The 12,808-nt window shown below is 40.5% G+C and carries 12 protein-coding genes; 11 read left to right on the top strand and 1 reads right to left on the bottom strand.

The genetic code is table 11. The features are described 5' to 3' along the window. Positions 1–86 precede the first annotated feature (86 nt). The 9 genes from HUS26_RS13105 to HUS26_RS13065 all read left to right on the top strand — a co-directional run bounded on the left by HUS26_RS13105 (position 87) and on the right by HUS26_RS13065 (position 8,610). On the top strand, positions 87–1,754 hold the full coding sequence (locus HUS26_RS13105) for a propanediol/glycerol family dehydratase large subunit (protein WP_173917580.1): 1,668 nt from the start codon (positions 87–89) through the stop codon (positions 1,752–1,754). A 14-nt stretch (positions 1,755–1,768) separates the two neighbouring features. Then, positions 1,769–2,347 carry a propanediol/glycerol family dehydratase medium subunit gene (locus tag HUS26_RS13100; RefSeq protein WP_173917579.1) on the top strand — a complete coding sequence of 193 codons (579 nt, stop codon included), beginning with the start codon at positions 1,769–1,771 and terminating at the stop codon, positions 2,345–2,347. Positions 2,348–2,358: 11 nt separating this feature from the next. After that, complete coding sequence (locus HUS26_RS13095; RefSeq protein ID WP_173917578.1) at positions 2,359–2,781, top strand: diol dehydratase small subunit; 423 nt, start codon at positions 2,359–2,361, stop codon at positions 2,779–2,781. Beyond that, positions 2,771–4,624, top strand: a complete 1,854-nt coding sequence (locus HUS26_RS13090; protein WP_254434198.1) for a diol dehydratase reactivase subunit alpha — start codon at positions 2,771–2,773, stop codon at positions 4,622–4,624. The genes HUS26_RS13095 and HUS26_RS13090 overlap by 11 nt, the downstream gene beginning before the upstream one ends. Next, positions 4,621–4,953, top strand: coding sequence for a glycerol dehydratase reactivase beta/small subunit family protein (locus HUS26_RS13085; protein ID WP_173917577.1), 333 nt, complete (start codon positions 4,621–4,623; stop codon positions 4,951–4,953). The genes HUS26_RS13090 and HUS26_RS13085 overlap by 4 nt, the downstream gene beginning before the upstream one ends. A gap of 14 nt (positions 4,954–4,967) precedes the next feature. Beyond that, complete coding sequence (locus HUS26_RS13080) at positions 4,968–5,393, top strand: heme-binding protein (RefSeq protein WP_173917576.1); 426 nt, start codon at positions 4,968–4,970, stop codon at positions 5,391–5,393. Positions 5,394–5,603: 210 nt separating this feature from the next. Then, entirely contained in the window at positions 5,604–6,836 is a 1,233-nt protein-coding gene (locus HUS26_RS13075) for a PocR ligand-binding domain-containing protein (protein ID WP_173917575.1), read from the top strand. 3 nt (positions 6,837–6,839) lie between these two features. Then, positions 6,840–7,601, top strand: a complete 762-nt coding sequence (locus HUS26_RS13070) for a response regulator (protein WP_173917574.1) — start codon at positions 6,840–6,842, stop codon at positions 7,599–7,601. 286 nt (positions 7,602–7,887) lie between these two features. Further along, entirely contained in the window at positions 7,888–8,610 is a 723-nt protein-coding gene (locus tag HUS26_RS13065) for a UTRA domain-containing protein (protein WP_173917573.1), read from the top strand. Positions 8,611–8,660: 50 nt separating this feature from the next. Here HUS26_RS13065 and HUS26_RS13060 read toward each other — a convergent pair whose 3' ends face one another. Next, entirely contained in the window at positions 8,661–10,382 is a 1,722-nt protein-coding gene (locus HUS26_RS13060; protein WP_173917572.1) for an amylo-alpha-1,6-glucosidase, read from the bottom strand. 120 nt (positions 10,383–10,502) lie between these two features. Here HUS26_RS13060 and HUS26_RS13055 point away from each other — a divergent pair, with 120 nt between their 5' ends. Next, positions 10,503–11,921 (top strand): PTS transporter subunit EIIC, encoded by a 1,419-nt coding sequence (locus HUS26_RS13055; protein ID WP_173917571.1) that lies wholly within the window; start codon positions 10,503–10,505, stop codon positions 11,919–11,921. Positions 11,922–12,048: 127 nt separating this feature from the next. Beyond that, the gene (locus tag HUS26_RS13050; protein WP_173917570.1) at positions 12,049–12,729 is read left to right on the top strand and encodes a hypothetical protein; all 681 of its coding nucleotides are present in this window, start codon (positions 12,049–12,051) and stop codon (positions 12,727–12,729) included. Positions 12,730–12,808: the final 79 nt, after the last annotated feature.

Here is a 12,808-nt window from a genome sequence, read left to right as displayed (position 1 = left end):
AGGATAGGAAGTCAAGCCTTATCTAGTATCTGTTCTTATCAGAATTTACGAATGTTAACTACTCATAGAAAGAGGGATATTCCTTTATGAAGCATTCAAAAAGATTTGAAATTTTGAAAGAAAGACCTGTTAATAAAGATGGATTTGTAACTGAATGGCCAGAAATGGGATTTGTCGCTATGTCCAGTCCTAATGACCCTAATCCTACGATTAAAGTAGAGAACGGAAAAATAGTAGAATTGGATGAAAAGAAACGAGAAGACTTTGATATGCTTGATCAGTTTATTGCAGATTATACGATTGATCCTAGTGCTGCTGAAGAAGTTATGATGCTTGATAGTGTAGATATCGCACGAAAGATGGTTGATATAAATGTATCTCGTTCAGAAATAATAGAAATCTCTAAGGGGCTAACCCCGGCCAAGGTGCTGGAAGTACTCAATCATATGAATGTTGTAGAAATGATGATGGCTTTACAAAAGATGAGGGCAAGGAAAACACCGTCTAATCAATGTCACGTAACAAACGTTCGGGATAATCCTGTACTTATGGCGGCAGATGCCGCAGAGGCGGGTCTTTATGGATTCGATGAACAAGAAACTACGGTAGGGGTTGTCCGTTACGCTCCTTTTAATGCCTTGGCTCTGCTTGTAGGTTCGCAAACAGCAAGAGGAGGAATTTTAACTCAAGATTCGTTAGAGGAAGCAACAGAACTTCGCCTAGCGATGCTTGGTTTAACATCTTATGCTGAAACAATTTCTATCTATGGAACAGAATCGGTATTTATAGATGGTGATGATACACCTTGGTCAAAATCATTTTTAGCTTCTGCATATGCTTCACGCGGTGCTAAGATGCGCTTCACTTCAGGGACAGGTTCCGAAGTCCAAATGGCTGGTGCTGAAGGGAAATCCATGCTCTATTTAGAAATTCGCTGTGTGATGATGGCTAAGGGAGTAGGCGTACAAGGGCTGCAGAATGGATCGATCAGCTGTATCGGTATCCCGGCTTCTGTCCCCAGTGGAATTCGGGCGGTTTTAGCAGAGAACTTGGCAACCACATTGTTTGATATGGAAGTGGCTTCTGGAAATGATCAAACATTCTCTCATTCAGAAATAAGACGCAGTGCAAAAATGCTTTGTCAAATGCTTCCGGGAACAGATTTTATTTTCTCTGGATTTAGTGCGGTACCAAATAATGAGGATATGTTTGCGGGGTCGAATATGGATTCAAGCGATCTTGACGATTATTTGATCATTCAGCGAGACATGATGGTTGATGGCGGACTAAAACCAGTAGATGAAGAGAAGGTTATTGAAGCCCGTTATCAGGCAGCTAAATCGCTGCAAGTAGTTTTTGAAGAATTAGGATTCCCTCTCATTACTGATGAAGAAGTAGATGCAGCGACTTATGGCAACAGTAGTGAAGATATGCCGCAAAGAAACGTGGTGGAAGACCTAAAAGCAGCAGAGAGAATTTTACAGGATGGTATTTCTGGATTTGATATTGCTCTGATTTTAGCTCAACGAGGATACGGAACGACAGCTGAACGAATCTTTAACCTTTTAAAACAAAGAGTCGCTGGAGATTACCTTCATACGTCAGCGATTATTGATAAAGAAAATGTAGTGATTAGTGCGGTTAATGATGAAAACGATTACAAAGGGCCGGGAACTGGATACAGACTAAGCCAAGAAAGATGGGAAGAAATTAAGGATATACGCCAAGCTATCAGTCCGAGAGACTTTGACTGAAAGGGGAAACTATAATGACCACAGAAACTTTTTCAATAGAAATGAAATTGTCAGAAATTGGTCCAGCAGCAAAAGGTACAAATCCAAGAGAAGTAATTGTAGCAATTGCCCCAGCTTTCGGAAAGGAAATGAACAAAACAATTGTAGGTGTTTCTCATACTTCTGTCCTGCGTGAAATCCTTTCTGGAATTGAAGAGCAGGGAGCTGAGTCGAGGGTGATCCGCAGTTTGAGCACGGCTGATTTAGCATTTATGGCTCATGGAGCTGCGAAAATGAGCGGCTCAGGAATCAGTATTGGACTGCAATCGAGAGGTACAGCCGTCATCCATCAACAAAACCTTGATCCACTTAGTAATTTCGAGTTATTCCCTCAGTCTCCTTTAATTACTTTAGAAACTTACCGAATGATCGGTAGAAATGCTGCCATGTACGCTTTAGGGGAAAGTCCAAATCCTGTACCAGTAGTAAATGACCAAATGGCAAGGCCTAAATATCAGGCAGCGGCAGCTCTGCTCTATTTAAAAGAGTGTCAATCTCGTATTCGAGATCAAAAACCTATAGAACTAAAAGTAGATTTTTCAATTGAAGAATAGGAGGAGAGAAAATGACAAATTTAACAAGAGAAGACTATCCACTTGGTCAGAAAAGACCTGATTTAGTATATACACCTAAAGAAAAATCTTATAACGATTTAACATTAGATGCTGCTTTAAATGGAGAAATAACAGGGGACGACTTACGTATCAGTCCAAAGACACTTGAGATGCATGCAGAAATAAGTGAAAGCTTAGGAAGAACACAACTTGCGAAAAACTTCAGACGGGCGGCTGAAATGATCAATATTTCTGATGCTCGCATTCTAGAAATTTATAATGCTTTGCGGCCTAATCGGTCAACTAAGGAAGAGCTTTTGATGATTGCCGATGAATTAGAGGAAGAATATGCAGCGAGGGAAAATGCGGAATTAATCCGAGAAGCTGCAGATGTATATGAAAGACGGGGAAGTTTAAAGAAAAGTGAAGAATAGCGATACTTTGAATAAAACTCTAGCAGGTGTGGACATCGGCAATTCTTCCACTGAAGTAGCGATTGCACGTATTTATGGAGAGTATTGTGAGTTCGTTTCCCAGCATTTAGTGAAGACAACTGGAATAAAAGGAACGGAAGATAATATAAAAGGAATTCGGCTTGCATTGCGGGAAGCCGCTAAAAAAGCAGATATGGACCTTCAGGATATTGATCTTATTCGGTTGAATGATGCAGTGCCCGTCATTGGCGACCTGGCTATGGACTTGATAAGTGAAACGATTATAACGGAATCTTCCATGATCGGCCATAATCCAGATACCCCTGGTGGTGCCGGCTTAGGAATTGGAACAACGATTTTGATAGATCAATTAGATGAGAACAAAGGGCGGCAGGAAGATTTCATAGTAGTAATCCCTAAATTCTTTGATTATGAATGGGTAGCGCACCGCTTAAATAAGGCTGTAGAAAAAGGAGTATCTATTACCGGTGCTGTCGTTCAAAAAGATGACGGGGTATTAATACACAACCGTTTAAATAAGAAAATACCTATTGTAGACGAGGTATCTTTAATTGAAAAAGTCCCTCTTTTGAAATTAGCGGCGGTAGAGGTAGCACTTCCTGGATTTGTGATTCGAACGTTAAGCAACCCATATGGTCTTTCTACCGTGTTTAAGCTGGATCCAGACCAAACGAAACAAGTTTCTCTAGTCGCTAAAGCGTTAGTAGGGAACCGATCAGCTGTAGTAATCAGGACTCCACAAGGCGAGGTAGTTGAAAGAAAAATCGAAGCAGGGAATGTAATTTTAAAAGGACCGAATAATCAGCAATTAGGTGTGTCCATTAATGATGGGGCTGAAGCCATTATGAATACGTATGAAAAGCTGGGGACACTGGTAGATGTTCAGGGAGAAACAGGGACAAATGTTGGCGGGATGTTTAACGGACTTCGGCATGACCTGGCCTCACTTACAGGTCAATTAGCAGATGAAATAACAATCTCTGATTTTCTGGCAGTCAATGCCGTGATTCCGACTTCCATCAGCGGGTCAATGGCTGGTGAACTTTCTATGGAAAGCGGGGTTGCCCTAGCATCCATGGTAAAAACGGATAAGGTCCCTGTTCAAAAAGTCGCTGATCGTCTAGAAAATGAGCTGGGTATTACTGTGGAAGTTGGTGGAGTAGAAGCGGAAATGGCTATTCGGGGAGCGTTAACTACCCCTGGTACAAGGAAACCAATTATCATTCTGGACATGGGGGGCGGATCTACTGATGCTGCGCTGATGAATGAATCGGGGAAGATTACAACAACCCACTTGGCTGGTGCAGGAGACATGGTTACTATGCTGATTAATTCAGAACTTGCATTAGAGGATCTCGAACTTGCTGAAAAAATTAAAAAGTATCCTTTAGGAAAAGTAGTGAGTCTGTTTCATATGCAATTAGAAGATGGAACGACTTTATTCTCTGAAAACCCTTTTCCACCTTATACTTTTGGAAAAGTGGTGATTCGAGAAGATAGAGAGCTGACTCCTCTAGCAAGTAGAGAATCTATGGAGAGAATCAAGGATATACGCCGTAGTGCTAAGCGGAGAGTATTTGTGACAAATGCACTTCGGGCCCTTAAGGGAGTGGTACCAACAGGCAATCTAAACCACATATCTTTTGTCGTAATGTTGGGGGGATCGGCATTAGACTTCGAAATTCCACAGATGTTAACAGAGGAATTGGGTAAGTATGGTATTGTAGCTGGGTTTGCAAATATTCGTGGAAAAGAAGGGCCACGGAATGCAGTTGCTACTGGTTTGGTATTGTCCTCTGTTCGTAATGAGGTATTTAAATGAATAAACCTGAAATTTATATTGTGATTTCATACGATAGCTCTCTTCCTGCTGTTCCCATTCAAGAAGTGGCTTCTGGATTGGAAGAAGAAGGGGTTCCTTATTTATTGAAGGAGGATCAGAAAGCCAATCATTCTATCGAACTTGGCTGGAATGCAGCGTCCATGTCCCCGTTAGAAGTAGGGGTCGGAATTGATGAGAGTGGATGTATATGTATACACCATCGAAAGCTAAATCCGGAAAAACCATATTTGCAAGATAACATTCAAAATGCGAGGAAATTAGGAACGAATGCAGCTCGGTTGATTAAGGGGCTGCCATTATATGATTAAAGGAGGAGTAAGAAATGGTCCAGATCAATTTAGAATTAGCAAAAAAGCTCATGGAAAGTGCAGAGAATGAAGCTAAAGAAATGGGCACACCAATGGTGATCAGTATTGTTGATGAAGGCGGAAACTTCATAGCCTGTCATAGAATGGACGACGCATTATTAGTTAGTGTAGATATTGCTCAAAATAAAGCTTGGACTTCAGTAGCCATGAAAATGCCAACATCAGATTTGGCTCAAGCAGCAGGGGTAGGAAAAGAGCTATATGGCATTAATACAACCAATAGCGGCCGGGTAGTAGTTTTTGGTGGAGGAATACCACTGCGTGATAAAGATAAGATCGTCGGGGCAGTAGGGGTGAGTGGTGGTTCCGTTGAAGAAGATATACGTGTAGCTCAGGCAGCTGTTAATATGTTTGAAGAATCTAGTTTATTTCAAAGTTAATAAAAATATAATTTCGCTTTCACTTTAATAAATTGTTAATACCCTGATGAACCAAGAAATTTATGACCTTCTGGTTCTAAGGGTATTTTTTATTTAGTTTGTGAAGAGTATTCCGTTACATATCGATTACACATTGAGTAAACGCTTACATTAAAAATGTTATTAAGATATAATGAAGATTCCACCTTTAATATACGAGGAGGCAAGATGTTGAGTGTATTGACATTACGTAACATCGTGGATGTTGAGATGCTTCAGGAGATTCAGGAAGACTTTTCAGATGCTACTGGTTTTGCTGTTATTATCGCAGATAACCAAGGAATACCTGTGACAAATCCAACAAACTTCACAAGTTTTTGTACACAGATACGCTCTTCCCCGGAAGGGTCACAAGGCTGTATATTATCAGATAAAACAGTAGGTTTGAGGGCAGCTGAACGAGGGGAAGTGGTCAGGCATTATTGTCACTCTGGATTAGTTGATATGGCAGCGCCAATAGTTTATAACGGAAAACATCTTGGTTCTGTGCTATGCGGCCAGGTTTTGATTGAAGGTCAGGATGAAAAATTATTAAATGATATTCGAAAGAAAATAAAGAGTTTACCAATTGACCAAGATCTTCTAAATCTCTTTCTTGCTAGAATTGAATTTACAAGTGAGCAGCAGATTGAATCGGCAAAAGGCATGCTGCAGCTTGTAGCGAATTACATCACCAAGTTTGGCGCTGTCCGGATTGCACAAGAAGAGATAAACGAAAAGAGTCAAATACTGATGAAGGAGACAAAACTTCGTGTCAGGTTAGAGGAACTTCTTAAGGAAACTCAATTAAAGGTATTACAATCTCAAATAAATCCACATTTCTTATACAATACATTAAACACAATTTCACGTCTTGCATACTTAGAGAACGCAGAACAAACTCAAAGTGTAACCTATTCATTGTCAAAGATTATGAGGTACAGCCTTCGTAATATAGATCAGCTCGTTACATTAAAAGAAGAGCTAGACTATACCGGAAATTATCTGAATATTCAGCAATCAAGATTTCGAGACCGCCTCCAATTTAAACAGGTAATTGATATAGATGCAGAAATGGTTAAATTACCCATCCTGTCCATCCAACCTATAATTGAGAATGCTATCATACACGGATTTGAGCCCCGTGATGACCGTGTGGTTATTAAAATTCATGGTTACTTAGAAAATGAAAGTTTTGTTTTAGAAATTACTGATACAGGGACCGGCATGTCTAAAGAACAATTAGATCACATTTTCTCGCAAACAAGTAACCCAAAAAACAGCCACACCACAGGAATTGGAATGACCAATGTGCATAAGAGACTTCAATATTATTTTGGAGAGGAATATGGAATTACTGCAATTGAAAGTCAAATAGGAGTTGGCACAATGGTTCGAATGGTTATTCCTGTTTTAGGAGGTTAATTGATGAAGGTAATGATCGTAGATGATGAACCGTTGGAACGAGAGGTTTTAACATTAATGCTTAAAAGGGAAAACTTGGAGATCAGCCGCTTATATTGTGCTGATAACGGGGCGGATGCTGTCGATCAGATGAGGCAGGAGAGAATGGATGTCGTGCTTATGGATATTGAAATGCCTGTTATGGACGGTTTGATGGCAGCTAAATTAATTAAAAAAGATTTTCCAGACTGCCGTATCATTTTTCTTACAGCGCATGATGAGTTTGATTATGCTTTTCAAACGATTAAATTAGGAGTAGAGGATTATTTACTAAAACCTGCTCACCCAAACGATATAAGGCAAGCGTTATTGAAATTTATTCCAGAAGTACATCACCCATATCCACCTTCTATTGATGTGTCCTGCGATCATGTTCAGACTCTTATAGAACATATAGAAAATAACCTTCATTTAGATTTAACTTTAGAAAGTTTATCTGACCTTGTCTATCTTAGCGACCAATATTTAAGCAGACTTTTTAAACAAGAAATCGGTTGTACGATTACTCAATATATTACAGCTCGAAGGCTGGATAAAGCGAAAGAATGTCTTAGAAACCAACAAGATAATATAATGGAAATAAGCGAGAAATGCGGGTTTACTGACTCTAATTATTTTTCAAGGGTCTTCAAAAAGTACGAAGGTATTACTCCTACGCAATATCAGCAGCAATCTTTTGTAGCCAAAAAGAAAAGGATGAATTCCTTCAATAATTTTGTAATGTAGAATAACAAGACTCCTGCAAAAAGCGGGCGGACAAGACCCCGAAGTGAGGAACGAGTAAGGGGGCATGACCGTTCGACTGCAGTAAGCGAGTAGATTCCCTGCTTTTTCATAAGAAACCAAAAATAAAAGTAACTGAGCTAGAGATATAAGGATAACAGAGTCAGTGGCAGTGGCTCTGTTTTTTATTTCGATTCAGTTCGAATTTGTATATACGGGTTGCAGTTGGATAAGATCTAATTATATGATTATCGTATACATACGTCAGGTTTACATATAGGAGGCTGTCATGCCTAGGACTAAATTCATGGACATTTATGAAGATTTAAAAGACAAAATCGAACGAAATGTATTCGAGTATCAACAGCTGATTCCCTCGGAAAATACGCTTGTGAAAGAATATAACTGTTCACGAAACACAATAAGGCGGGCGATCGCAGAGCTCGTTTCTAAAGGATATCTTCAAACAAAACACGGCAAAGGGGTCCGCGTCATTTATCAGGACTTCAAGCAGAATGAATATATGTTTGGAGAAACGGAAACCTTTAAAGAGTTTGCACAGCGAAACGATAAGAAGCATCGTACAGAAGTTGTTCTTTATGAAGAAGTTACAGCGGATGAACAGATCCAGGAGATTACTTCAATGCCGATAGGAACAAAGCTCTATCATCTGCAGCGGGTGCGTTATCTTGATGGAAATCCTGTGATTATGGATCATAACTATTTTAGGGCCGATGTGGTTAAAGGGTTAACAGTGGAGATCGCTGAAGATTCGATCTATGAATACTTGGAGAAAGAATTAAACCATCGGGTCGTGACCGCGAAAAGGCAGATGATTGTTGAGAAAACGACTGACCTCGATGAGAAGTATCTTAATATGGATGGCTATAATTGTGTCGTTGTGGTGACGAGCTATATTTATAATGAGGACGGCGTCATGTTTGAACGCACACAGTCACGCCACACGCCAGGGAATTTTGTGTTTTTTGATCAAACCCAGCAAAGGCAGTAAAAAAGTGTACGAGAACCCCAAATATGGGAGGGCTCGTACACTTTTTTAATTTATTGTTTCTGCCTTGCCGCTAAATGGATGAATACACTGGACGTCCATGTGTGAGCTAAGTCTCTTAACCCTTCACCGGTTTCTGCATGGAATACTTCTGCAAATCCATTGTGTTTACACATTTTCAAAAATTTCTCCGCAACTTCTGAAGCTAATTCACGTTCGCCGCATTCCTCAAAGGCATCGATGAAAAGGAGGGTGGTCGGTGCCCAAATCGGTCCTCTCCAGTAAGCATCTTCTTCATAGTAAGAACTGTTGAGAGCCTCTGAGGCTATTCCCCAATCAGTTAAATGCTTATCGCTGCTGAGCTCGTTAATCATATTTTCTCTTGCTGATTTAGGCAGTTTATCAGCCAGGATTATAGAGACCAGCGGCAGGATGCTCTGGCTTTCAATGATTTCCCCGGTTCTCATAAAGCGGGCCACTGGAAGGTCGTCGACAAGGAAATAGTCGCAGAATCTCTCCGTGACCTTCTTCGATTCTTCTTCCCAGTAAGCTTTATCCTGGCGGCGATCCAGCTTATCTGCCACGACGGCCAGCATATCCATTGATTTAATTAAAAATGCGGTTAAATCCGGGGAGTCGATCACGTCGGCATTTCGGAAAACCGTACTGTTATCCTGTCCGGAATCGTTGCCGTGATGATATTCGCAAATTCCGTCTCCATTGGAATCTTTATAACGAAAATAGTATCTTACATGGGACTTAATCTGGTCATACATCTGCTCTAACTGCTCAGTCGTTAGTTCGATTCGCTCCATCATTTTTAATACAAAAAATCCTTGAATCGGCGGCTTGCAAAAATTCCAGCGGATCGTTGAATCACTGACGGATCCGGGGATTTGTCCTAGTTCGTCCTGATGATCAAAGAGCAGCTGAAACTGATCCCATGCGAGCTGATTATCAACACCTGCAAGAGCTAAACCGTTAAAGGCGTTGTCCCAGCTCCATACGCCTGGGAAGTTGCTGTTAGACATGTAAACGGCTTTTCTTTTAAGAAGACCTTCTGCATTGGCTGTACAAGTCCAGTTGAGATAAGCCGCTTCTCTTAGTGTCTGCTGATACTTTTCTGGAACTGCCGGCTGTTTTGATAGGAATTTCTCAAAATGGCTGGTACTTTTCTCAAGTGCTTTTTCAAAGCTGTATTCCCGATCGACCGGCACAGCGCCGTTTGTTGGAATATCTTCGATTACACATAAGAAATCACTACTATCGGATTCAATCTGTATGCTGGATAAGTTATCGGCTTTATTGGTGCTGCCGGTCGTGTCCATAAAGACATTTTGCTTTAGAGAAACACAGCCTTTTGGAGCAAAAATCATATATTTCGTCAGGTTTTTGTAGCTGTTGACGATACAGTATTCTTCACCGGGTTTTCCTAGCAGATAATTATATTCAAAATTGTAAACAGGCTGGGTGTCTAAAGAGAGACCGACATTTTTCCCGCTTCCTTTTACAAAAATTCTTCTATCATCTTCAAAGCAGACTTTGATTTCTCCGCCGTCAAAAGAAATGGAAATTTGGAACTCGTTTGCTTCATACTTGTAGGCAACAGGTTCTCCATTTTTTGTAGGAATAATCTTAAGTGAATTCTGGTGCTGCTTAGATTTTCCTCGTACAGCGTTTACATATAAACCATTTTTTTCGGCTTCCTGGCTTTCCTGATAAGTCAGTGCCATATAAGAACCGAAGTGGCTCATTGGGGTCGTTTTTATATCCAAATGACAACACTCCTTGTTTGAAATTTCTTGACAACAATTTATACTGTACTATAATGAACTTGTTTAAACAAGTCATTCAAGTTATTTTGAAAGCGATTTAGAAAGTGGGGGGATTTTTTTATGAGTTTTAAAGAAAACGTTACCAAAATTATAGAAAATGTCGGTGGCGCCAGTAACGTAAACAGTGCAACACACTGTGTGACACGGCTGCGTCTGATGCTTGAAGATGAAAGCGCTGTTGATGTGAAGAAATTGGAAGAAAATGATTTAGTCAAAGGAGTTTTCTCTGCAAGCGGGCAATTTCAGATTATTATCGGACCCGGAACGGTAGAAAAAGTTTATAACGAATTTATGAAGCAGACGGGTGCGGATGAAGTTAGTAAAGATGAGATGAAAAAGAAAAATGCGGAAAAGGGGAATCTTATCCAAAAAGGTGTCCGCGTTCTGGCTGATATCTTTATTCCGATTCTGCCGGCAATTGTAGCGGCAGGTTTGCTGCTCGGGTTAAACAACTTACTGGCAAACCCGGGAATCTTTTTTGATGATCAGTCGCTGTTAGATGTTTATACGGGATGGACAGGTTTTGCTGAATTTATAGCTGTTGTGGCCAACACCGCCTTTACGTTCCTGCCTGTATTGATTACCTGGTCGGCTGCAAGGAAATTTGGCGGAAGCCAGCTGCTCGGGATCGTGCTCGGACTGCTTTTAGTCCACCCGGAGTTAATGTCAGCTTACGCTTATGCTGAGAACCCAGGAGACGTTGAATATTGGAACATGTTTGGCTGGGACGTAGCGAAAATCGGTTACCAGGGACAAGTTCTCCCGGTTATTTTTGCTACATGGCTGTTGGTCTGGGCGGAGAGACATTTGAAGAGCTTTATCCCAGGAAACCTGCAAATGATCTTTGTCGCACCGCTTGCTCTTATTTTTGCCGGACTGCTTACCTTTATCGTCATTGGTCCGATTACAATGACAGGATCTAACTGGATTACAGATGGCATTCTGTATTTGTTTGAAGTATCTCCTGCAATTGCCGGAGGAGTTTATGGATTTATTTCAGCACCTCTTGTTATTACAGGAATGCACCACATCTTCCTAGGAGTAAACCTGCAGATGGCCGGAACACTTGGATATGTTACGCTGTGGCCAGTCAGCGAAACGGCCACGCTTGCGCAAGGCGCAGCTACTTTGACGATGTTCTTCCTTCTTAAACATAATCTAAAACTAAGAGGGGTATCTTTAACAGCAACAATTTCTGCATGGCTCGGGGTTACAGAGCCGGCGATTTACGGGATAAACCTTCGTTTTCGCTATCCTTTCATTGCCGTCATGATCGGAAGCGCAATCGGAAGTGCGTTCATCGCCTTTCAACAAGTAAAAGCTACTTCAGTGGGAGTAGGAGGAGTTCTATCATTCCTTTCTGTCTATCCTGAACACTGGGCTTCTTATTTCATCGGGATGGGAATCACGTTTATCGTTACTGTAGGATTAACATTGTTTTTCTCTAAAGCTAAAATGTTTCACTCTAATAACGAATAGTTTTTTCTGTAAGAGGTTCCTTGCCGGGAGCCTCTTTTAAATAGATTTCAGTAGAATGAACCTATATCTTTTTACAATTTATAGAAATATAATGACTCTAAAGCATTCACTATAGGGAGGATGGCATATGAAAATTAATAATAAATTTAAAATCATCTGGTGGCTGTGTTTATTATTAATCTCTGTTTCTCTCCTTTTATTAAGGTTTGAATCTTTAACATCTGCACGCGCCCAGCCTTTTGATTATTTGATATTCGTACTATTTATCGTACTGGCATTCTTACCTTTTTTTGCAGAGATGAGTTTGTTTGGCCTTACCTTTAAAAAAGAACTGGAAGAAGTGCAGGAGCAGATCGCAACGAGCTTGAATGAAATCAAATTTCTTCTCAATAACACGAACTCCAACAACCTCTATTTTTCAAACGAGTTAAATGAAGAACAGTTAAAAGAACTGAAAGGCTCTATTGTTATGGAAAAGCCCAAACTCTCTGCAACTCAAGTTACGGAAGAAATCAACTCAAAGACGATGAAGCTGTTTAAAATCAGGTATTCGCTTGAGAAAGAACTCAAGCGAATGGCTGCCAGGAAACTGGATCTGCAGCAAGCCAGTATTCCAATTCCAGAAATGGCGAATGTTCTTTTACAGAAAAGAGTGATTGCGCCCGGAGTGAGTGACGGGATAAAAGCTATTGATATAATTACTAGAAAAGCGGTCCATGCTGAAGAAGTGTCTGATAGTGAAATAGATTTTTGTCTTTCTGTGGGCCCTGCTATTATTGATCAATTAAAGGAAAAGGTTTTGAGTTAGAATGGTCCCAAATCAGGAGTTCGTCCGCGAAAAAGGGAGGGCGCTCCTGCGGGGATAGAAAAAAACTTGTAGAAAAACC

This window comes from Halobacillus sp. Marseille-Q1614 (genome assembly GCF_902809865.1).
In the GTDB taxonomy this organism is placed as follows: Bacteria; Bacillota; Bacilli; order Bacillales; family Halobacillaceae; genus Halobacillus_A.
The sequence above is the reverse complement of the archived record's forward strand: the minus strand, read 5'-3'. Positions and strand labels throughout refer to the sequence as shown.